Raw genomic sequence first — 22,240 nt, forward strand, 5'->3', positions numbered from 1 at the left:
GCCGGTCAGCTGCCGACAAGCGGATGCCGGGGTGGGTCAGCCGGTGACCGGGACGTGCGACTCGACCGGGGTCGGGGTCGGGGCGTCCGTCGGGTCCGTGCCGCCGTCGCTGGTGACCTCGCCGCAGGTGGCGGAGGCGACCACGAGGTCGATCTGGCCCAGCAGGTTGAGGTGCAGCGCGTTGACGGTGAAGGTGCCGTCGGCGTTCTTGATCTGCTCGTTGGCGGTGATCTCGACCAGGCCCTCGATGGCGACCTTGCCGTTGGGCTCGGTCGGGATGTCGAGGTTCACGCCGAGCACGCTCGCGTCGGTGACGTCGGTCGTGCCGGTGTCACCGTTGCACTGCGCGATGACGGAGCCGAGGTCGACCAGCTGCGTGTCGCCCGCGAGGACGTCGCACAGGCCCTTGAGGCGGTCGGTCGACAGGTTGCTCAGGTCGAGCGCGCCGAGGAGGCTCAGGTCGAGCGGGGTGCCGTCGGTCGCGTCGCCGATCTGGTCGAGCGCGCCGCCGAGCTGGCCGAGGACGGTACCGAGGACGGTGTCGTCGATCGCACCCGTGATCGGGTCGAGGGCGTCGGTCAGCGTCTCGCACGCCGAGCCGAGCTGGTCGGTGACCTGTGACGGGAGCTGCGAGAGCAGCCCGTCGCCGACACCGAGGCCGGTGACGGCCGCGCGGGCCTTGCCGTTCTCGGCGCTGACCTGCACCACGCCGCCGGAGAGCAGCGGGTTGAGGGCGTCCACGTTCACGAGGTCGTCCGAGACCGGCTTTCCGTCCGTCGACACGACCTGGATCGTGTCGGCGCCGATGACGGCGTTGCCGGCGAGGCTCAGCTCGAGACCGTAGGCGGAGGACGGGTTGCCCGCGGCGGAGGCGGTGCCTCCACCGAGAACGGCGAACGACGCAGCCCCCGTCACCAGCACGACCGCGCCAGCGGCCGAGGCCAGGGTCCTTGTCTTCTTCATGGGTTTTCCCTTCATCTTCATCACTTGTCGGCAGAGCGAGTCTCGTGGTTGCGGTCAGGCCTTGTCGACCAGGACCGGCGTACCGATCGGAATGGTGCGGAGCAGTGCGAGTGCGTCATCGGGCACCCGCACACATCCGTGGCTGACGGCCTGGCCGAAGACCGCGGGGTCCGTCCAGCCGTGCAGGGCGACGGTGCCGGGCCCGCCGCCGTAGGAGTCGAGCGTGTCGCTGTGGCTGCCCAGCGGCAGGATCACCGGTGAGAACGGCTGCTTCTCGTCCGAGATCTGGCCGAGCACGAAGGTCCGCCCGGTCGGCGTCGGCGTCGCCGGCGCACCGATCGCGACGGGCCAGGTTCCGACCTGCTCGTTGTTCTCGTAGAGCTCGAGCGAGCGCGCACCCAGGTGCACCTTCACGAGGAAGCGGCTGTGCGCCTCCTGGACGTCGCTCGTGCGCAGCCAGCCGGTCGAGCCGTTCGGCTTCGACGGGAGCATCACCTGCACCCACTCGCTGTTGCGCGTGATCACCGGCAGCCAGGTCTCGCCGAACTGCTTCGGGCCGATCTTCGCGAACGCCGTGCCGTCCGGCTCGTCGTACAGCGCCAGCATCCGCTTCGGGTGCACCACGGTGCCCTTCGGCACCTTCGTGGGACGCGGGTCGCGCGGCGCGGCCTTGATGACGGTCTTGGTCGAGCTGGCCGGCAGGTGCTTGAGGTCGACCTTCTCGACGACGGGGGCGGAGGCCGGCTCCTTCTTCTTCTCGGTCTCCTCGGCGTCCCGGAACACCAGGAAGAGCGCCGCGATCACGAGCAGGGAGATCACCACGGGCACCAGCAAGGACGTGCGCGAGCGCGCAGACGTCTGCTCCATGTCCGGTCCCTCCCCGAATGCCCATTGGCGTGCTCCCACTTTCCGGCTTTCACACCGCTCCCGTGGTGTGAACGACCCAAGTGGGACTTAGGTCACGCTGAGCCTAGCGATCGACTCGACTTTTCTGGCAAACCGTCTCTGCGGTTGGACGCTGACGGCTCTCGCGACCGCGTCAGTAGGATTCCCGACATGGTGGGCCGGATCCGTGACGAGGACATCGCCGCGGTCCGTGAGCGGGTGAAGATCGACGACGTCGTCTCCGGCTACGTCACCCTCCGCAACGCCGGCGGCGGCTCGATGAAGGGCCTGTGCCCGTTCCACGACGAGAAGTCGCCGTCCTTCCACGTGACGCCGAGCCGCGGGTTCTTCCATTGCCTGGCGGGGGAGACCCGAGTGCTCACCTGGGACGGCCCGCGTGAGATCCGCGAACTGGACGGCGGCACACACCGGATCCTGGGAGCTCGTGGCGACTGGATCGACGCCCCCTTCAAGTCGTACGGCGTGCAGCGTCTTCACCGGATCACCTTGACGCGCAACCGTCAGCGCAAGGAGCTCTACGCGACCGACGGGCACCGGTGGTTCATCCGTTCGGGCAAGGCGCAGACGGGCTCTCGGGAGGTGCTGACCACCGACCTGAAGCCCGGTGCACGGTTGGTGGCCAAGTTCCCGCGCTCGCGGATCCGTCGCACGACACCCTCCCCCTTCGGGATCGCCCACGGCTTCACCTACGGCGACGGCACCCTCAATGGCACCGGCTCGATGGCCTTGGTCTGTCCTCCCAAGGACGAGGCCATGCTCAAGTGGTTCCCCAACAGCCACACGACGGAGCGCGGCGACGGCAACCTGCTCGTCCACCACCTGCCGAAGTTCTTCAAGGACCGTCCGTCACTGGACGAGTCCGTGCCCTACCTCTACGGGTGGCTGGCGGGCTACTTCGCGGCCGATGGGTGCGTCGCCGCGGACGGCACCGTGATCATGAACTCCGCCGACCGTGACGACCTCGAGTTCTTCCGCACCGTGTGCACCCGACTCGGCATCGCGACGTACGGCATCACCACGCAGACGCGGCTCGGTCTCGGCGCAGAGCCGTCCGAGCTCCATCGCGTCCACCTCGTCAACGAGGACCTGCAGGAGGACTTCTTCCTGCTCGACGCCCACCTGAGCCGCTTCGCCGCTTCGACCAAGGCCTTCGCACGACGCGGCTGGGTGGTCGAGACCGTCGAGGAGACCGACCGTGTCGAGGAGGTGTTCTGCGCCGAGGTCGAGGACGGCCACGCCTTCACGCTCGAGGACAACATCCTCACCGGCAACTGCTTCGGCTGCCAGGAAGGCGGCGACGTCTTCACCTTCCTGATGAAGATCGACGGCCTCAGCTTCGGCGAGGCGGTCGAGCGGATGGCCGACAAGTACGGCGTCCAGCTGCGCCGCGACCAGAGCGGCTTCGACGAGCGGCCCAAGGGCCCCCGGCGCCAGCGTCTGGTCGAGGCCCACGCCGTCGCGCAGCAGTTCTACGCCGAGCAGCTCGGCACGCCCGATGCGCTGCAGGCACGGCAGTTCCTCGCCGAGCGCGGCTTCGACCAGCAGGCGGCCCTGCACTTCGGCATCGGCTTCGCCCCGCGCGACGGCGAGGCCCTGTGGCGGCACCTGAGCGGGCGGAAGTTCACCTCCGAGGAGGCGATCGCAGCCGGGCTGGTCGCGATGGGCCGCTCCCACTACGACAAGTTCCGCGGCCGCCTGCTCTGGCCGATCCGGGAGACCAACGGCGACACCATCGGGTTCGGCGCGCGCCGGATCTTCGACGACGACCGGATCGAGGCCAAGTACCTCAACACCGGCGAGACCGCGATCTACAAGAAGAGCCAGGTCCTCTACGGCATCGACCTGGCCCGCAAGCCGATCGCGCTCAGCTCGCAGGCGGTCATCGTCGAGGGCTACACCGACGTCATGGCCTGCCACCTCGCCGGCGTCACGACGGCCGTCGCCACCTGTGGCACCGCCTTCGGTGACGAGCACGCGCGGGTGCTGCGCCGCTTCCTCGACGACCACGCCGAGCTGCGCAGTGAGGTGGTCTTCACCTTCGACGGCGACGAGGCCGGCCAGAAGGCCGCGCTGCGCACCTTCGAGGGTGACCAGCGCTTCGTCGCGCAGACCTACGTCGCGGTCGCGCCCGAGGGCATGGACCCGTGCGAGCTGCGGATGAAGGAGGGCGACGCCGCGGTCCGCGAGCTGGTGGCCACCCGCCGCCCGCTCTACCGCTTCGTCCTCGAGAACGTCATCGGCCGCTACGACCTCGACCGTGCCGACAGTCGCGTCGACGCCCTCCGGGCCGGCGCCCGGCTGGTCGCGAGCGTGCGCGACAAGTCGAAGGTCGATGCCTTCGCCCGTGAGCTCGCGGGCATGGTCGGCGTCGACATGGAGCAGGCCCGCGCCGAGGTACGACGGGCAGCGGCACGCGGGCCCGAGCCCGACCGGAACGCGGCCCGCGACCGTCGTACCCCTGCTTCGGCGCCGGAGGCGCCTGCCCCACGCAGCAGCCTCCCCGACCTGCGTGACCCGCGGTTCGGCATCGAGCGCGAGACGCTCAAGCTCGTGCTGCAGCAGCCGATCATCATCGGCCGCACGAGCGCCGACATCGGCGCCAACGACTTCACCCACCCGACCTACCGCGCGGTGTGGGAGCTGATCGCGGCGGCCGGCGGCGTCGCCGCGGGGCAGAACGACCCGGGCTGGGTCAGCCGGGTGCGCGAGGGGGCGACGGACGCCGCGCTCTCGTCGACCATCAGCGCGCTCGCCGTGGAGCCGATCCCGGTCAACAAGGAGATCGACGCCTCCTACGTCGCCACCCACCTCTTCCGGCTCCAGGAGCTCACCGCGCTGCGCCGGATCGACGAGGTGAAGTCGCGCCTGCAGCGCACCAACCCGATCGAGCACGAGACGGAGTTCAACCGCATGTTCGGCGAGCTCGCCGCACTCGAGCAGCACCGCCGCACGCTGCGCGAGAAGATCATCGGGTCGGGCGAGTGAGCCCGATGGGTCTGTTCGCGCGCCGTCCGCCGATCGACGTCGGCCCGGGGGAGCGCATCCTCGCCGCCTCCGGTGAGGTCGGCGGCACCCGCGACGCGCTCTACCTCCCGCACCGCCTGCCCTGGGAGCAGGTCGCCGCCGCCGACTGGGACCAGGACGAGCGCACCCTCACCGTCACCGAGGTCGGCCGCTTCGGCGAGCCCCGGCCGGTCCACGTCGTCCAGCTCGACGACGCCGGCCGGCTGCTCCAGCTCGTCCGGGAGCGGGTCACCGCCAGCATCGCGCTCCAGCGCCACGTCCCGGTCGCGGACCGCAGGTCCGTGCGGGTCCTCGCCCGGCAGGCCCCGGGCCACCGAGGAGACCTCGCCTGGTTCGTCGAGTACGACGCCGGCCTGGACCCCGCAGACCCCGAGGTCGACGCTGTGGTGCAGGCCGCGCTGGCTTCCGCGCGGGCGGACATCGGCGACGCCGGCCCGGCCTGAGCCCGAGCCGGGCGGCTCGTCGTACCCCTCGATTTCGGGCCGCCGCCGTGACCTTGCTAGTGTTTCCCCGCTCGCCCCGCAGGGGCGGCAGTGCATTCCCCCGTAGCTCAACTGGCAGAGCATGCGACTGTTAATCGCAGGGTTATTGGTTCGAGTCCAATCGGGGGAGCCAGCAAGAGCAAGACAAGAGCCTCTGACCTGTGCCAACAGGCCGGAGGCTCTTTGCGTTGGGTCCCGGTGATCGAGGCGCTGACCTCCTCGTCCGCTGCTGCCGCGCTCGGCGTCCTTCTCGGTCCGCCTCTGACCGCGCTGCGTCCTCCCGTGTCCTGACCGACGCTGCCCGAGTGGGGGGCGATCCCTCCTCGGCTGCGACAAAAACTGCCTACTTGTCGTTTACGGAGACGCATGGTTTAGTTTTGTCAGGCGACTGAACTACCAAAGGCGGTTGTAGGCATGAGCGTTGTCGGCCAGGTCATCAGCAAGGCGCAGGCAGTTGTTCCGATGGAGCGGCAGGTCCAGGGCCTGCACCTGTTCCAGAAGGCCAAGAGGCGGGTGCTGGGTGACCGGCAGCCGGTCTTCGCCGAGGACCGGATTCCTGACGTCGACCAGCTCGCGCTGACCGAGATCGACGTGAGCAACCCGTTCCTGTTCCGCCAGGGGCAGTGGCAGTCGTACTTCAAGCGACTGCGCGACGAAGCTCCGGTGCACTACCAGGCCAACAGCGCGTTCGGGCCGTTCTGGTCGGTCACGCGGTACGACGACATCGTCACCGTCGACAAGGACTGGGAGGTGTTCTCGGCCGAACCGCAGATCGTCATCGGTACGCCGCCGGAGGGCCTCGACGTCGAGATGTTCATCGCGATGGACCCGCCGCGCCACGATGAGCAGCGCGAAGCGGTCCAGGGCGTGGTGGCTCCGCAGAACCTCGAGGAGATGGAGGGACTGATCCGTTCGCGCGTGCAGGAGGTCCTCGACGACCTTCCCGTCAACGAGCCCTTCGACTGGGTCGACCGGGTCAGCGTCGAGCTGACCTCCCGGATGCTGGCCACCTTGCTCGACTTCCCCTACGAGCGGCGCCGCGACCTCGTGCGGTGGACCGAGCTGGCCGCGGCCAGTGCTTCGGCCACCGGCGGGTCCAACGACATGGACGAGACCTACCGGGGGATAGCCGACATGGCGAAGAGCTTCAGTGCTCTCTGGCATGACAAGGCGGCCCGTCGCGCGGCAGGCGAGAAGCCCGGCTACGACCTGATCACCCTCATGCAGATGTCGGAGGAGACCAAGGACCTCATCGACCGGCCGATGGAGTTCCTCGGGAACCTCATCCTCCTGGTCGTCGGTGGCAACGACACCACGCGCAACTCGATGTCGGGTGGCGTGCTGGCGCTCAACCAGTTCCCGGACGAGTTCGCGCGGCTCAAGGCGGACCACTCGCTGGTCCCCAAGCTGGTCCACGAGATCATCCGCTGGCAGACGCCGCTCGCCTACATGCGCCGGATCGCCACCCGCGACACCGTCCTGAACGGCCAGTTCATCCGCAAGGGCGACAAGGTCGTGATGTGGTACGCCTCGGCCAACCGCGACGAACGCACCTTCGAGAACCCTGACGACTTCGTCATCGACCGTCCCAACGGGCGCCGCCACCTCTCGTTCGGGATCGGTGTCCATCGCTGCATGGGCGCCCGTCTGGCCGAGATGCAGCTGCGGATCCTGTGGGAGGAGCTGCTGGCGCGGTTCGAGGACATCGAGGTCGTGGGGGAGCCGGAGTACCTCCAGTCGAACTTCGTCCGGGGCTACACCAGGCTGATGGTCACCCTCACCCCGCTCGGCCAGCAGTCACGACGCCTTCCCGTGGACGAGCCCCGGCGATCCGCCGCCGGCGAGGATCGGGCCAGGAGGTCTCCGGAGGCCGAGAGTGACCTTCGAGTGGCGGGTCGTCGCGAGGTCGCCGACGGGATCGTCGAGCTCACCCTCGTCGATCCGACTGGTGCACCGCTTCCTGCCTGGACCGCCGGCGCCCACGTCGACCTGGTCCTGGACCCGTCGCTGACGCGGCAGTACTCCCTGTGCGGGAGCGCGACCGACAGGGCTTCGTGGAAGATCGGCGTCCTCCGTGACCCGAACAGCCGCGGCGGGTCGGTGCACGTCCACGACGAGCTGGCAGAGGGTTCGACCGTTCGCGTGCGGGGACCGCGCAACCACTTCCCACTCCATCCGTCGCCGCGCTACCAGTTCATCGCCGGAGGCATCGGCATCACGCCGATCCTGGCGATGATCGAGGCGGCCGAGTCGCGCGGCGCCGAGTGGAGCCTCCTGTACGGAGGTCGATCGCGTGCCTCCATGGCGTTCCTCGACAAGCTCGAGGGCGACGACCGGGTCACGGTCTGGCCAGAGGACGAGGAAGGCCTGCTCGACCTCGCGTCGGTGCTCGACACCCCGCGGCCGGACACCCTGGTGTACTGCTGCGGCCCGGGTGCGCTCCTCGACGCGGTCGAGGAGGGATGTGCGAGCTGGCCTGATGGGAGCCTCCATGTCGAGCGCTTCGCCGCCAAGGCGGTCGAGGCGCCGGAGGATGCCCTCGACTCGTTCGACGTGGAGTGCTCGCGCTCGGGCGTGACTGTCAAGGTCACCGAGGGAGCCTCGATCTTCGACGAGCTGGAGAGCGCCGGGGTGAATGTGCTCGGGTCCTGCATGGAAGGTGTCTGCGGTACGTGTGAGGCCGACGTGCTCGAGGGCACGCCCGACCACCGTGACTCCGTGCTGTCGAGGTCCGAGCGCGAGCGAGGCGCCACGATCATGCTCTGCGTCTCGCGCTCGCTGTCGGAGAAGCTGGTGCTGGACGTGTGAACGACCCGCGCGGCGGGAGCGTGCGGAGCGTCGTGCCGACGACGGTCTCCTAGGCAGCGTCGAAGCCGCGGATGGTCCGCCTGATGCGGTGCACGGCTTCGTCGATGCTGACGGTCGGTTGCAGCAGGTGGCTGATCGTGAGCCTGACCATGGATTCCACCATCGCCTCGGAGCCGCCGTCCAGCGCGTCGTGGACAGCCTGGCAGGCCCGGTTCAACACGGTGTCCGGGCGGACGGTGATGAGCTCGAGGAGGTCCGGGGCGTGGCCGGGGCGGAGGATCGCCTTGAGGACCGCGTTCGTCTCGCCGTGCTCGAGGACGAAACGCGCCGCGGCGCCCAGGCCTTCCTCCTCCGAGGCGGGATGGTCGGCGATGCTGTCGCGGACGCCGGACAGGAAGCGCTCGAGCTCACGGTGCACGACGGCCTCCCCGAGCTCGGACTTGGTGCCGATCTCCTTGTAGAGGCTCTGCCGGGGAACGCCGGACCGTTGCGCCACCTTGGTCATGCTCAGGCGGTCCCAACCGTCCTCGGTGATGATCGCGACCGACGCGTCGAGGACGCGCTCGAGCCGCAGGGCCCTGAGCTCGTCATAGAAAGCTGGGCTGCTCACATGTCGCAGGATATGACATCAGGGCGTCTCGTGTCGCACCTGGCGACACAGGTCTGGGTCCACTCACCGGCGTTCCGCGTTGTGGACGGCTAGAGTCCGAGGCATGGGTGGCGTCTTCGGGGAGGCTCTTCGTGCGGCACTCGACGCTCGCTCGATGAGCCTCGGCTCCCTGCACCGCTCGCTCCAGGCCCGCGGAACCCGCGTCAGCCTGGCGACGCTGAGCTACTGGCGCTCGGGCCAGCGCGAGCCCGAGCAGGAGGGCTCGCTGCGCGCCCTCGCCGAGATCGAGCAGATCCTGCACCTCGACCCCGGTGCCCTGGAGGTGCTGCTGGAGAAGCGGCGTCGCCGGGTCGCGCCCAACCTGCTCGCCGACCTCAGCGAGGACCACGAGCGGATCCGCACGATGCTCGCGGACCTCGACTTCCACTCGCCCTCCGACCGGCTGATCGACCGGGAGGTGACGTTGAAGTACGAGCTCGGGCCCGATCGCGCACCGGTCCGCTCGACGTACGTCGTCGTGGTCGAGTCCATCCACGCCCACGCCGACCGGCGGGCCACCGTCCTGAGCGTGCGCCCGGGCGCGGAGGCGCCCGACATCACGCCGCTCGGCGGCTACCGGCTCGGTGAGGTCCTGCACGACCGCGAGCGCGGGATCGTCGTCGGCGAGATGCTCCTGGACCGGCCGCTGGTCGCCGGGGAGACCGCGTTGCTCGAGCAGGACGTGGTCTACCGGACGCCCGATCCCGACGACAACTGCTACTTCTACTGGGCCGTGCGGCGGATGACCTCGGTCAGTCTCTGGATCCGCTTCCACCCCGACCACGTCCCGGCGCGTTGCGAGTACTACACCGTCATCGACGGCGTGGAGCAGGTCACCGAGCTGGAGACCTTCGGAGCCAGCGTGAGCCGCACCGCGACGTCCTTCGGCCCCGGGACGCTCGGCATCCGCTGGCACTGGGACTGAGCGCAACCACCGAACGCAGGCACCGAACGCCGGCACCGAACGCAACCAAACTGCCTCCCGGAGCGTCTTCTCCACCGTAGGGTGACGGGTCGGTCCGACCCGGGAGGGAACACAAGCGTGCGCACGACGGTCCTGAAGGCATCGGGCGCGGCCATCGGAGTGGCGTTGGTGGTGAGCCTCCTCGTGGCCCTCCTCGCCTCCGGGGGCCGTACGACGAGCGCGCCCCCGCGGGAGCCACGCGCCCCCGGCCCGAGCGCCACCGCCGCGACCAGCGACGTCGTCGCCGAGTCGCCCGCGATGCCCGAGCAGCCCAATGTCGTGCTGGTCATGGCCGACGACATGCGCGTCGACGACCTCGCCTTCGCGCCCAACCTGCGCAGGCTGATCGCGCGGCACGGCGTCACGTTCGAGAACTCCTTCTCGCCGTTCCCGCTGTGCTGCCCGGCGCGGGCGTCCTTCCTGACCGGGCTGTACGCGCACAACCACAAGGTCTGGTGGCACGACCCGCCCTACGGCTACGGCGCCTTCGACGACTCACGCACCCTCGCCACGTCGCTGCGGACGGCCGGCTACCGCACCGGGTTCGTCGGCAAGTACCTCAACCGCTACGGCCTCGCGACCTCGAAGGTCACCGGCGAGCCCTCGCTGACCTACGTGCCCAACGGCTGGGACGACTGGCGCGCGGCGGTCGAGCCGCCGGCGGGCTCGTCGGTCCACGGCAACACCTACGACTACATGGACACCCCGTTCAACGTGAACGGGACCATCGACAACTCCCACCGCGGCGTCTACCAGACCGACGTCGTCGGCGACATCTCCGTCGGCATGGCCCGCCGGTTCGCGCGGCGGGCGAAGCCCTTCTTCATGTACGTCAACTACGTCGCCCCGCACCACGGCATGCCGCGGGCGCCCGACACCCCGACGGACGTGCGGGACGACAACGGCGAGCTGCTCCACTTCATGACGCCCGCCGTACCGGACTGGGTGCGGGGGCGCTTCGACCGGCGGATCACCCGCGGCTCCGGCATCGCGCGCACCGGCGAGCAGGTCGAGACCGACGTCCGCGACAAGCCGGAGGCGCTGCGGGTGCGCTACCAGCCCGAGGGCGACGAGGCGAAGGCCGCGTTGCTGTACGCCACCCGGCGCCGGGCCGAGGCGGTCTACGTGATGGACCGCAACATCGCCCGCCTGGTCGCGGAGTTGAAGCGCTCGGGGGAGTGGGACCGCACGGTGTTCGCCTTCACCTCCGACAACGGCATGATCATCGGCGAGCACGGCCTGGGCATGACCAAGGTCCGCGCGCACGAGCCGTCGCTGCGGGTGCCGCTGCTCATGACCGGTCCGGGCCTGCGGACGGCCGGCCGGCGCTACGACCCGATCTCGACCGTCGACCTGACCGCGACCCTGCTCGACCTCGCCGACGCGCGGCCGCCCCACCGACCCGACGGCACCAGCCGGCTCACGACACTCCTCGACGGCGACCAGGGCTGGCGCACGCCGGTCGTGACCGAGGCGATCCACACCGCGCTCGGCGGCGAGGACCCGCTGTTCAAGGACCGGCGCTCGACGATCGGCATCCGCGTGAGCAGGTACTCCTACACCCGCTACCGCGGCGGCGGCACCGAGCTCTACGACCTGGTCGTCGATCCTCGTGAGGACACCAATGTCGCCGACGACCCGGCCTACGCCGACGTACGCCGGGCGCTCGACGCGCTCTGGCCACGGATCAAGGACTGCCGGGGCCGGGACTGCGTTCCCCAGCTGCCCGACGTCCTCGCCGCGGACCCGGCGCAGAACGCGGCCGACACGGCGTCGTACTGGAAGCAGATCGACGCCGCGTACGGCTGGGGCCGCTAGGACATGTCCTAGCTCGTCGGGGGCTGCTGCTCGGACTGGTCCTGCTGCTGATCCTGCTGCCCGGGCGCGTCCTGACGGCCCGGGAAGCCGTCACCGGGCCGCCCCGGGAAGCCGCCGCGCCCAGGGCCGTCGGCGGGCCAGTGCCGCCCGGGACCGTCGGGGCGGTCGCCATGGTCGTCGTCGGCGACGAGCGCCGTCCCGACTCCCGCGCCGGCCCCCAGGATCACCCCGGCCAGGCCGACCGCGACCACGGAGCGGAGGGTGAACGCACGCTCGCGCCACCGCACCTTCGTCGGCACCGGGCCGGCGGCCGGCTCCGGGGCCGGGGGTGGCTCGACCGGCGGGACGGGTGCCGGCTGCTCCGGGGCTGGATTCTCGTTGTCGCTCATGCGGCCAGCGTCCGCCCCCTGCCTGTGGAGAGCCTGTGGCCGGGCGATGGAAGTCCTTTCCGCCCGCACAAGTGATCCACAGCAACGGCACAGGTTGGTGGCACAGTCTGTAGCCATGACCGAGACCGCCACCCGTCCCGACGGGACCCCGCTGCGCGCCCTCGTCGTCGACGACGAGGTCAACATCGCCGAGCTGGTCGCGATGGCCCTGCGCTACGAGGGATGGGCCGTCGAGACCGCGCACACGGGCGGCGACGCCGTCTCCGCCGTCCGCGGCCAGCGGCCCGACGTGATCGTCCTCGACATGATGCTCCCCGACTACGACGGCATGGAGGTGCTGCGCCGGGTCCGGGCCGACGACCCGACGGTGCCGGTCCTCTTCCTCACCGCGCGCGACGCCGTCGAGGACCGCGTCGCGGGGCTGCACGCCGGTGGCGACGACTACGTCACCAAGCCGTTCTCCCTCGAGGAGCTCGTCGCCCGCCTCCGGGCCCTGGTACGACGCGCCGGATCGGCCGTGGAGCAGAGCCGGTCGACCCTGGTCGTCGGTGACCTGGTGCTCGACGAGGACAGCCACGAGGTCACCCGGGCCGGCGAGGAGATCAGCCTGACCCACACCGAGTTCGAGCTGTTGCGGTACCTGATGCGCAACCCGCGCCGGGTGCTGAGCAAGGCGCAGATCCTCGACCGGGTCTGGAACTACGACTTCGGCGGCCAGGCCAATGTCGTCGAGCTCTACATCTCCTACCTCCGCAAGAAGATCGACGCCGGCCGGGAGCCGATGATCCACACCATGCGCGGCGCGGGCTACGTGCTGAAGCCGGCGGCCTGATGGGGCGGATGGAGCGCTTCGTCCCGCGCTCGCTCGCCTCGCGCCTGGTCGTCACGGCCGTCGCGCTGGTCGCGGTCGTCTCCCTGCTCGTCGGGACGGTGACCACGATCGGCATGCGGGCCTGGCTGACGGACCGGCTCGACGGCGACGTGGCCGACAGCCTGCACCGCATCACCAGACCCCGGGACGCCGACGACCTGCCCGTCGTACCGCCCCCCAACGGCTCGGGGAACGGCCGGCCGTTCTTCGGCGAGGTCGGCAGCATCACGCTCGTCTACACCGACGACCAGGCACTGGGCGAGGTCATCAAGGACTCGGCCACGGGGACCGCCCCGGTGTCCCTCTCCGCCGACGTGGTCGCCGAGCTGAAGGAGCATGCCACCTCGACGCCGACCACCGTCGACCTCCCGGGGCTCGGCAGCTACCGCATCGTCGCCGGCGAGACTCGTCTCGGGCTGCACGCCGTGGCCGGGCTCCCGACGGAGGACGTCGACGATGCGACGGCGTCCCTCGTTCGGTGGGAGATCGCGCTCGCCCTCCTCGGCATCGCCGCCGCCGCCCTCGCCGGCACCGCCGTCGTACGACGCCAGCTGCGCCCGTTGACCGAGGTCGCCGCGACCGCTCACGCCGTCGCCGAGCTGCCGCTGGCCTCCGGTGACATCGGCGTCACCGAGCGCGTCCCGGAGCGTCTCACCGACCCGCGCACCGAGGCCGGCCAGGTCGGCCTCGCCCTCAACCAGCTGCTCGCGCACGTCGAGTCCTCGCTCTCCGCGCGTCACCGCAGCGAGCAGCAGGTGCGGCAGTTCGTCGCTGACGCCTCGCACGAGCTGCGCACTCCGCTCACGACCATCGCCGGCTACACCGAGCTGGCCCGCCGGCAGGGGGACGCCGGCACGGCTGCGGTCGCGCTGGCCAAGGTGCAGGAGGAGGCCGGCCGGATGACCGCCCTCGTCGAGGACCTGCTGCTGCTCGCCCGGCTCGACGCCGGGCGCCCGCTCGCCGACGAGTCGGTGGACCTGACCCGCCTGCTGCTCGAGGCCGTGGACGACGCCCGCGTGGTCTCGCCGGAGCACCGCTGGCGGATCGTGCTGCCGGACGACGGCGAGCCGATCGAGGTCCGCGGCGACGGGAACCGGCTGCACCAGGTCGTCACCAACCTGCTGGGCAACGCCCGCAAGTACACGCCGCCCGGCACCGTCGTCACGGTCACCGCCCGCCCCGACGGCTTCGACGTCCACGACGACGGCCCGGGCTTCCCGGCCGACCTCGTCGGCACCGCCTTCGAGAGGTTCACCCGGGGCGACAGCTCGCGGCACCGCTCGGACGGCGTCGGCCTCGGGCTGGCGCTGGTGCAGGCGATCGTCGCCGCCCACGGCGGCTCCGTCTCGCTGACCAGTGTGCCCGGGGACACGGTGGTCCGGGTCCGGCTCGGGAGTGCGCCCCAGGGCTCGTAGAGCAAGGTTCAACGATGCTTCGCCACACCGCGTCACGGGTGGGGAGGGTGTGAATTCATGTGCCTGCTGAGCACTTCTCAGCCGGGTGTGACGTGCATCATGCTGGCCGCGCCAGAAGGCAACTTCACCCGGCCTCGGGGCCACTTGCTCCCAAGGAGAAGTGCATGCCCAAGCATCGCGGACGCCCACGGTTGGCGCCCACCCCTCACCAGAAGCGCCGTCTCGGCGCCATGCTGCTGGTCACCACGCTCGTCTCGGCCGGTTCGGCACTCCTGCCGGCCCAGGCCCAGACGACCCTGTCCCCGACGGAGGCCGCCGGTCCCGGCAACCCGCCCGTCGTCCGAGGCGACTCGATCTCGATCAGCGTCGATCGAGCCGCCCTCGCCTTCACCCGCAGCCTGACGAGCCAGAACTTCGCCCCCGCGTCGAGCGTGGCGATGGCACTCGGTGGCTGCCGGGGCGACAACCCGGCCGGCACCAATGCGTCCGCGCGGACCGAGGTCACGGTGACCGCCCCTGACGGCAGCGCCGTGCTGACCCAGGTCTCGCCGGTGCGCAACCTGACGACCGCAGGGTTCTTCACGACCCCGCCCAACCAGCCGCTCAACCCCCAGCCGGCCCCGGGCAACACGAACTACCGCGGCGACTTCACGAGCAACACCTACCACGGCATGAGTGCCACGCTCTCGCTCGCCGGCCGGCCCGCTGGCATCTACACGGTCACGACCAGCGACTTCAACACCGTCCGCACCGGCAGCGGCGCCTGCGCCTTCGGTACGCCGGACACGGTGGGCACCGGCTACGGCAAGGTCGTCACGCCCGGACCGGTCGTGACGACGAAGACCTTCGAGTACCGCCCGTGGGCGGTCACGTTCAAGGACGTCTTCGGCAAGGGCGGCGTCCGCGCGAACGTCGTCCCCTCGGAGTACCAGTACTCCGTCGACACCGAGGACTCGCCGATCATCGCCGGCGACCAGACGTCCAGCGGGACCGGCCACAACCAGCAGTTCTACGCGCTCCCCGGCAGCTTCGCGCTGCCGAGCGACCCGCAGGCCTGTGTCGACGACCCGTCGAGCTGCCTGCCGTCGAACGCGGTGCCGTGCACGCCGTCGGCCGGCTGCACGCCGCGCGTGATGTTCATCGAGGACCCGGTCTCGGACGTCGACAAGCAGGGACTGGTGGGTGTCTTCGACCTCGACACCAAGGCCTTCGTCGCCTACGCGACCCTCAACGGCACCACCCGCACCCTGATGTCCCTCGGTACGGCGAACGACGCGTACTACCACGACCTGCTCGCCCAGCTCTCCGCCGGCGCCGCGGCGCAGGGCATCGACCTGGCCACCATCCTCGCCACCGAGGTACGGGTCGGGACCCAGGACAAGCGGCTGACGCTGAGCCTGCTCAACGGACTGCAGATCGACCCGTCGACCTCGCCCGGCGGAGTGCAGATCGCCTCCGACGCCACGGTCCAGGCGGGCATCGTGCTCGACATCTACAGCTCGCTCCGGCTGACCGGCGGCGCGTGCGTCGCCAACAGCGCGAGCTCGACGACGGAGCCCGACCGGTACACCCCGAAGGAGAACAACGGCTACACCGTGACCAAGTCGGACCTGCTGCCCGAGGTCCCCGCGGTCGGGCCGCTGGGGGCGATCGTGGGCGGTCCGCTCTACCACGTCACGGGCAAGTTCAACTCCGATGCCCTCGTCAACACCGCCTCCACGGTGATCGGTGTCGACACGGCGGCTGACGAGCCGAACGGCTACCCGGTCTGGGTCGCTCCGTTCCTCAGCGGGATCCACACCGCGCACCCGCGCACGATGGACTTCCTCGGGACGGGCACTTGGTCGGCCAGCGAGACGCCGGTCCTCGCCGGTTGCCTGGTCGTCGACTTCCTGCTCGGGACGGGCGTCGCCGTCTACAACAACCCACTGCCCGTGGGCATCGGCACGGTGTTCGACCCGCTGGCGAAGCCGACCCCGGCGGCCGAGCAGCTGACCGACGCCATCAACACGGCGGTCGACGACGTGGTCTCCCAGGTGAGCGCGAACCCGACCGTGAGCTCCCTGCTCAACCAGGTGACGGCGCTGCTGCCGCTCTCCTGATCCGACACACGACCGGCCCCGGGCCGGGTGGGGACCTGTTCCCACCCGGCCCGGTGCCACGTCCGGACCCGTCTCACAGGTCGCTCACAGGACGACCAGACGACCGCCACAGTCGCCGCCGACAGGGTCGGTCGGGTGATGAGAGAGCTGCTCCACCGGGTGCGCCCGCCGTGGCGACGTCCCCGACGACTGGTCCTGGTCCTGTCCGCACTCGTGGTCACCTCCGGCGTCGCCGGCGGCTGGTTGCTGCTGCGCGGCGACGAGCCCGCCGCCGCGGCCGCCACGACGGCCACCGTCTCCACGCAGACCCTCGAGCAGACCGTCACCGCCACCGGCACGGTCGCCGCGCAGACGACCGAGGACCTGTCCTTCGACGTGAGCGGCACCGTCACCAGGGTGTACGTCGAGCCGGGCGACACCGTGAAGAAGGGCCAGCGGCTCGCCCGGGTCGACGACGACGTGCTCCAGGCCGAGCTCGACGCCGCACGGAGCGCGCTCGACGCCGCCGAGACCGCGCAGTCGCAGGACGTCTCCGACGGCGCGTCCGACGAGCAGCTCGCCGCCGACGAGGCCTCGGTGCTCGCCGCCGAGTCCAGCCTCACCGAGGCGCAGGACGCCGTCGACGACGCCGTCCTTCGCTCGACCATCGCCGGCACGGTCACCGACGTCGGCATCGAGATCGGCGACAGCGCGGGCTCGGGCTCGAGTGGCCAGCCGAGCGCCGGCTCCACCTCGACGTCCGGCGACACGACGACGGGCACCATCACCGTCGTCTCGACCGGTCACTTCGTGGTCGATGCGACCGTGTCGAGCAGCGACGTCGAGAAGGTCGAGAAGGGGCTGCAGGCACAGATCACGGTCAGCGGCATCGACGACACCGTCTACGGCACGGTCGCCGAGGTCGGCCTCGTCGCCGAGACCGACTCCACCGGCGCCGCGGCCTTCCCGGTCACGATCGCCGTGACGGGGGAGCGCGACGACCTCTTCGCCGGTACGTCGGCCGACCTCGCCATCGTCATCAGCCGGCGCACCGACGTGCTCACCGTCGACAGCCGCGCCCTGCGCACCGACGGCGACACGACGTACGTCGAGAAGGTCACCGACAGCACGACCGGCGCCACCGAGCGCGTCGACGTCGAGACCGGCGAGGCGTCCGGCATGGTCACGGAGGTGACCTCCGGCCTGGCCGAGGGCGACGTCGTGCAGGTGCCCGGCTTCTCCGGACCCGGCGGCAGCGGCGGCGACGAGGAGATGCAGCAGTTCCAGCAGCAGATGCAGGAGCGGATGCAGAACGGCGGGGGCTTCCCCGGCGGCGGCCAGGGCGGCTTCCCGGGCGGCGGCCAGTGAGCACGATCATCGAGCTCGCCGGCGTCCGGAAGACGTACCGTTCCGGCAGCGTGGAGTTCGAGGCCCTCCGCGGCATCGACACCTCCGTCCGGGCGGGGGAGTACGTCGCCGTGATCGGCCCGTCCGGGTCGGGCAAGTCGACGCTCATGAACCTCCTCGGCTGCCTCGACGTCCCGACCGAGGGCTGCTACGTCCTCGCCGGCGACGACACCTCGAGCCTCGACGAGGCCGCGCTCGCCGCGATCCGCAACCGCCGCATCGGCTTCGTCTTCCAGCAGTTCCACCTGCTGGCGTCGATGACCGCGCTGCGCAACGTCGAGCTCCCGCTGGTGTACGCCGGCGTGTCCCGTGCCGAGCGTCGCGACCGGGCCGCCGCGGCCCTGGCGAAGGTGGGCCTCGCGGACCGGCTGGACCACCGGCCGGGCGAGCTGTCCGGCGGCCAGCAGCAGCGCGTCGCGGTGGCGCGTGCGCTGGTCACCGAGCCGGCACTGCTGCTCGCCGACGAGCCGACCGGCAACCTGGACTCGCGCTCGACCCACGACGTGCTCGGCCTCTTCGACGAGCTGCACGCCGCTGGTCGCACGATCGTGCTGATCACCCACGAGCCGGATGTCGCGGCCCGCGCCGAACGCAACCTGGTCATCGACGACGGCCTGATCACCGAGGACCGCCTCACCACGGGAGTGGGACCCCGATGAGCTGGTGGGAGACCGTCCGCTCCGGACTCGCGGCGATCAGGTCGCACCGGCTGCGGTCCTCGCTGACCGTGCTCGGGATCGTCATCGGCATCTCGTCGGTGATCCTCACCGTCGGCCTCGGCCAGGGCGCGCAGAAGGAGGTCGAGGACCAGATCGACGCCCTCGGCTCGAACCTGCTCATCGTCTCGCCGGGCAGCACGACCGACAGCTCGGGCGTCCGCGGCGGCTTCGGGTCGGCCTCGACGCTGACCTTCGCCGACGCGACGGCCATCGCCGACCCCGACGTCGTCCCCGACGCCGCTGCCGTCGCGCCCACGACGTCCAGCTCGGTCTCGCTCGTCAACGGCGACACGAACTGGACCACCTCCCTCGTCGGTACGACGACCGCGTGGCTCGACGTCCGCAGCCGCGAGCTGTCGGCCGGCCGGTTCTACACGGCCGAGGAGGCCGCGCAGGGCGCACCGGTCGTGGTCGTCGGCGCCGACACGGCCTCCGAGCTGTTCGGCCGCCGGAGCCCGGTCGGCCAGCAGGTGACGGTCGACGGCACCCGGCTCACCGTGATCGGTGTGCTGACCTCGTCGGGTGCCTCGTCCAGCGGCACGAGCGAGGACGACCTCGGCGTCGTACCCGTGGGGACGGCCAGCCGGCTCACCGGCAGCACCGCCGACACGGTCTCGACGATCTACGTCGAGGCCGCCAGCGAGGATGCCCTCGCGGCGGCGTACCAGGAGGTGCAGGCGCTGCTCGCCAACCGGCACGGCGTGACGAGCGCCGACGCAGACTTCTCGATCGCGACACAGGACTCCCTGGTCGAGACCGCCAACGAGACCAACCGGACCTTCACCGTGCTGCTCGGCGGCGTTGCAGGGATCTCCCTGCTCGTCGGCGGCATCGGCGTCATGAACATCATGCTCGTCTCGGTCACCGAGCGGATCCGCGAGATCGGCTTGCGCAAGGCGCTCGGCGCCGCCCCCCGCGTGATCCGGCGGCAGTTCCTCGTCGAGGCCTCGCTGCTCGGACTGACCGGCGGTGTCGTCGGCGTGCTGGTCGGTGTCCTCGGCGCCCAGGTGCTGCCGCACTTCATCGACCAGACCGTGGCGATCTCGGCGCTCGCGACCACCGCGGCGCTGGCCACCGCGCTCGCCCTCGGCGTCGGCTTCGGGGTCTACCCCGCCAGCCGAGCCGCCCGCCTCACCCCGATCGACGCACTCCGCAGCGAGTGACCCACCCGTGACGACCCCCAGGAGAACCATGTCCCTCCCGTACCTCACCCGCGCCGCCCGTCCCGTCGGCACGATCACCTGCAGCCTCGCGCTCGCCGCCCTCCTCGTCGGTTGCGGCTCGGACGACACCACCACGGCGGGTGACGAGGCGTCGGCAGCCTCCGGTGCTCCCTCCGGTGCACCCGCCGGCGGCCCCGGCGGGGGCGGCGCGATGCCGGGTGCTTTCGGCGAGATCGCCGCGATCGACGGCAAGGTGCTGCAGGTCCGGAGCCAGCTGACGGGCCAGGTCGCGGTCACCTGGACCGACGACACGACCATCACCAGCCAGGCGGCGGCGAAGCTCGCCGACGTCACCGCGGGTGTGTGCGTCGTCGTCCGCACCGCCGACACGGGCACGGACGCGGGCAGCGACACCGAGGCCCCGACGGAGGTGACCGCGGCGTCGGTCGCGCTCTCCACCTCCGGCGACGACGGCTGCAGCGCCGGGCTCGGCGGCGGCCCGGGTGGCGGGGGTCCTGGAGGAAACGGCGAGCGCCCGACCGACCTGCCCTCCGACTTCCCGACCGACCTGCCCTCGGGCGCTCCGGGTGGCGGCCGTGGCGGGTTCGGCGGCTTCGGCACCATCGGCACGGTGGCGTCGGTGTCCGCGACCGGCTTCGTCGTCGAGGGCCGGGACGGCGACGTCACGGTCACCGTCGGCGCCGACACGACGTACAGCAAGCAGGTCGCCGCCGACGCCACCGCCTTGACCGTGGGCCGGTGCGTGCAGGCCCAGGGTGACGCCGACGACACCGGTGCCGTGACCGCCTCGACCATCCGGGTCAGCGACAAGGTGGACGACCAGTGCGGTCGCTGATCCGCTCACGCCGCGTCGCGCTGCCGCTGGCTGCGTTGGCCCTCACCGGGACCGGGGTGGCGGCGTACGGCGCCGTGGCCGACGACGGCGTCGACTACCGCACCGTCGCGGCCACCACCGGCTCGGTCGAGCAGGAGCTCAGTCTCTCCGGCGTGATCTCGCCCAGCGGCCGCTCGGACCTGGCCTTCGGCACCGACGGGACCGTTGCCCGCGTCCGCGTCGCGCAGGGCGACCGGGTGGAGGAGGGCGACGTGATCGCCGTGCTCGACCGGGCCTCGCTGCGCGCCGCCGTCGACCGGGCGAGGTCCGACGTCGCCACCGCCACGGCACGGCTGGCCGACGACCGGGCCGCACAGACCGCTGCCGTCACCACCACCGCATCCTCGTCCTCGGGGTCCGGCTCGTCCGGCCGCTCGACCAGCGGTACGCCGAGCACCGGTGGCACCGGTTCCACCTCCGGTGCCACCGCGGCCCTGGTCCGGACGCTGCACGCCCAGCAGGACGCGGTCGTCGCCGCGCAGTCGGCCGCCGGCGACGCACTCGCGACGGCCGGTACGGCGCTCTCCGCCCAACAGGCGGCGTGCGCGGACCCGGTCACCAGCACGACCGAGACCCCCACCGGCAGCCCCACCGGCAGCCCGACCGACGGCCCGACCGACGGCGCCGAGCCGACCGCGACGACGAGCACGACCGCCGTCCTCAGCGAGGCCTGCGCCACGGCGCTCACCACCGTGCAGTCCGCCCAGGCCGCGGCGTCCGAAGCGCAGATCGCCCTCCAGGCGGCGTTGGAGACGCTCGGCGGCACGCTGGCTGAGGCCCTCGGCTCCGTGCAGTCCGGCTCGTCGACTCCGTCCGCCCAGCCCACGGCGGCCGCCCCGGCTGCATCGGCTGCATCGTCGGCCGGGTCGTCGTCGACGCCCAGCAGCGGTGGAGCGGGGCAGACCGTGACGGCCGCGACCCTCGCCCAGGACCAGGCCTCCATCGACCGTGCCGAGGCGGACCTGGCGGCCGCGAAGGCGGACCTCGCCGGCGCCGTCGTCAGGGCCCCCGCGGACGGAACGGTCGTCTCCCTCGCGGTCGCGACGAACGCCGACGTCGCCGCCGGCGACACGGTCGCCACCGTGGTCGCGCCGGGCCTGACGACCGTGGCGGTCGACGTCGGCGCCACGCAGGCGGCGCAGCTCGAGCAGGGCACGGACGTCGCGGTGACCCCCGCGGGGGCGACCGAGGCCCTGGCGGGCTCGATCAGCCGGGTCGAGCACGTCGCCTCCAGCGACGCGACGACCGGCTCGGACCCGACGTACGCCGTGGAGATCGTCCTCGACGAGCGCGATCTCCAGCTCGCCGACGGCATGCCCGCCTCGGTGACGGTCGTCGTCGGTTCGGCGGACGACGTGGTCGTCGTCCCCGCGTCGGCGGTCGACGACGGCTCCGTAACGGTCCTCGACGACGAGGGCCGGGCGCAGCGCGTCCGGGTCACGACCGGCATCGTCGGCGCGACGCAGATCGAGGTCACCGACGGACTCGAGGACGGCGACGTCGTCGTGCTGGCCGACCTCGACGCCGAGCTCCCGACCGGGGACAGCGACCAGCAGACCGGTTTCGGTGGCGGTTTCGGTGGTGGTTTCGGTGGTGGCGGAGGAGGTTTCCCGGCCGGCGGCCCGCCCAGCGGCGCGGGCTTCCCCGGGCGGTGACGCGAAACCCGCTGGCGTCCGGCCCCGCGGT

17 protein-coding genes, 1 tRNA gene and 1 pseudogene are annotated in these 22,240 nt (G+C 71.4%); 15 read left to right on the forward strand and 4 right to left on the reverse strand.

Annotated features, from left to right (window positions below; genetic code table 11):
* Positions 1-36 precede the first annotated feature (36 nt).
* Positions 37-963 (reverse strand): choice-of-anchor P family protein, encoded by a 927-nt coding sequence (locus ASE20_RS07485; protein WP_056893952.1) that lies wholly within the window; start codon positions 961-963, stop codon positions 37-39.
* Between the two features lie 54 nt (positions 964-1,017).
* Positions 1,018-1,830 (reverse strand): L,D-transpeptidase, encoded by an 813-nt coding sequence (locus tag ASE20_RS07490; protein ID WP_056893953.1) that lies wholly within the window; start codon positions 1,828-1,830, stop codon positions 1,018-1,020.
* A gap of 189 nt (positions 1,831-2,019) precedes the next feature.
* Here ASE20_RS07490 and ASE20_RS26005 point away from each other — a divergent pair.
* The 5 genes and pseudogenes from ASE20_RS26005 to ASE20_RS25505 all read left to right on the forward strand — a co-directional run.
* Positions 2,020-2,205: pseudogene (locus ASE20_RS26005) on the forward strand (CHC2 zinc finger domain-containing protein); the annotation flags it as partial.
* A gap of 417 nt (positions 2,206-2,622) precedes the next feature.
* Complete coding sequence (gene dnaG / locus ASE20_RS07495; protein ID WP_225868979.1) at positions 2,623-4,854, forward strand: DNA primase; 2,232 nt, start codon at positions 2,623-2,625, stop codon at positions 4,852-4,854.
* Positions 4,851-5,336 carry a hypothetical protein gene (locus ASE20_RS07500; RefSeq protein WP_157538353.1) on the forward strand — a complete coding sequence of 162 codons (486 nt, stop codon included), beginning with the start codon at positions 4,851-4,853 and terminating at the stop codon, positions 5,334-5,336. The genes dnaG and ASE20_RS07500 overlap by 4 nt, the downstream gene beginning before the upstream one ends.
* A 96-nt stretch (positions 5,337-5,432) precedes the next feature.
* A tRNA-Asn gene (locus ASE20_RS07505) sits at positions 5,433-5,508 on the forward strand.
* Between the two features lie 281 nt (positions 5,509-5,789).
* A complete protein-coding gene (locus ASE20_RS25505; RefSeq protein WP_056893956.1) occupies positions 5,790-8,183 on the forward strand; it encodes a cytochrome P450/oxidoreductase in 2,394 nt (797 codons plus the stop codon).
* A gap of 49 nt (positions 8,184-8,232) precedes the next feature.
* Here the strand turns inward: ASE20_RS25505 and ASE20_RS07515 are convergent, their stop codons facing one another.
* Positions 8,233-8,793, reverse strand: coding sequence for a TetR/AcrR family transcriptional regulator (locus tag ASE20_RS07515; protein WP_056893957.1), 561 nt, complete (start codon positions 8,791-8,793; stop codon positions 8,233-8,235).
* A 103-nt stretch (positions 8,794-8,896) separates the two neighbouring features.
* On the opposite strand from ASE20_RS07515, the gene ASE20_RS07520 reads away from it, so the two are divergent.
* On the forward strand, positions 8,897-9,757 hold the full coding sequence (locus tag ASE20_RS07520) for a helix-turn-helix transcriptional regulator (RefSeq protein WP_056893958.1): 861 nt from the start codon (positions 8,897-8,899) through the stop codon (positions 9,755-9,757).
* A gap of 117 nt (positions 9,758-9,874) precedes the next feature.
* Entirely contained in the window at positions 9,875-11,614 is a 1,740-nt protein-coding gene (locus ASE20_RS07525) for a sulfatase-like hydrolase/transferase (RefSeq protein ID WP_056917925.1), read from the forward strand.
* 8 nt (positions 11,615-11,622) lie between these two features.
* Here the strand turns inward: ASE20_RS07525 and ASE20_RS07530 are convergent, their stop codons facing one another.
* On the reverse strand, positions 11,623-12,003 hold the full coding sequence (locus tag ASE20_RS07530; protein WP_056893960.1) for a hypothetical protein: 381 nt from the start codon (positions 12,001-12,003) through the stop codon (positions 11,623-11,625).
* 115 nt (positions 12,004-12,118) lie between these two features.
* Here ASE20_RS07530 and ASE20_RS07535 point away from each other — a divergent pair, with 115 nt between their 5' ends.
* The 8 genes from ASE20_RS07535 to ASE20_RS07570 all read left to right on the forward strand — a co-directional run bounded on the left by ASE20_RS07535 (position 12,119) and on the right by ASE20_RS07570 (position 22,209).
* Entirely contained in the window at positions 12,119-12,835 is a 717-nt protein-coding gene (locus tag ASE20_RS07535; protein WP_056893961.1) for a response regulator transcription factor, read from the forward strand.
* A gap of 8 nt (positions 12,836-12,843) precedes the next feature.
* Entirely contained in the window at positions 12,844-14,289 is a 1,446-nt protein-coding gene (locus tag ASE20_RS07540) for a sensor histidine kinase (protein ID WP_225868978.1), read from the forward strand.
* A 164-nt stretch (positions 14,290-14,453) separates the two neighbouring features.
* Entirely contained in the window at positions 14,454-16,391 is a 1,938-nt protein-coding gene (locus tag ASE20_RS07545; RefSeq protein WP_157538355.1) for a hypothetical protein, read from the forward strand.
* 138 nt (positions 16,392-16,529) lie between these two features.
* Positions 16,530-17,738: an efflux RND transporter periplasmic adaptor subunit gene (locus ASE20_RS07550; RefSeq protein ID WP_056893964.1), complete on the forward strand. Its 1,209-nt coding sequence runs from the start codon at positions 16,530-16,532 to the stop codon at positions 17,736-17,738.
* Positions 17,735-18,436 carry an ABC transporter ATP-binding protein gene (locus ASE20_RS07555; RefSeq protein ID WP_056893965.1) on the forward strand — a complete coding sequence of 234 codons (702 nt, stop codon included), beginning with the start codon at positions 17,735-17,737 and terminating at the stop codon, positions 18,434-18,436. Before ASE20_RS07550 ends, ASE20_RS07555 begins: the two co-directional genes overlap by 4 nt.
* Positions 18,433-19,659: an ABC transporter permease gene (locus ASE20_RS07560; protein WP_056893966.1), complete on the forward strand. Its 1,227-nt coding sequence runs from the start codon at positions 18,433-18,435 to the stop codon at positions 19,657-19,659. Before ASE20_RS07555 ends, ASE20_RS07560 begins: the two co-directional genes overlap by 4 nt.
* A gap of 28 nt (positions 19,660-19,687) precedes the next feature.
* Complete coding sequence (locus ASE20_RS25825; protein ID WP_056893967.1) at positions 19,688-20,515, forward strand: DUF5666 domain-containing protein; 828 nt, start codon at positions 19,688-19,690, stop codon at positions 20,513-20,515.
* On the forward strand, positions 20,503-22,209 hold the full coding sequence (locus tag ASE20_RS07570; protein WP_056893968.1) for an efflux RND transporter periplasmic adaptor subunit: 1,707 nt from the start codon (positions 20,503-20,505) through the stop codon (positions 22,207-22,209). Before ASE20_RS25825 ends, ASE20_RS07570 begins: the two co-directional genes overlap by 13 nt.
* Positions 22,210-22,240 lie beyond the last annotated feature (31 nt).

Source organism: Nocardioides sp. Root240 (assembly GCF_001428825.1).
In the GTDB taxonomy this organism is placed as follows: domain Bacteria; phylum Actinomycetota; class Actinomycetes; order Propionibacteriales; family Nocardioidaceae; genus Nocardioides.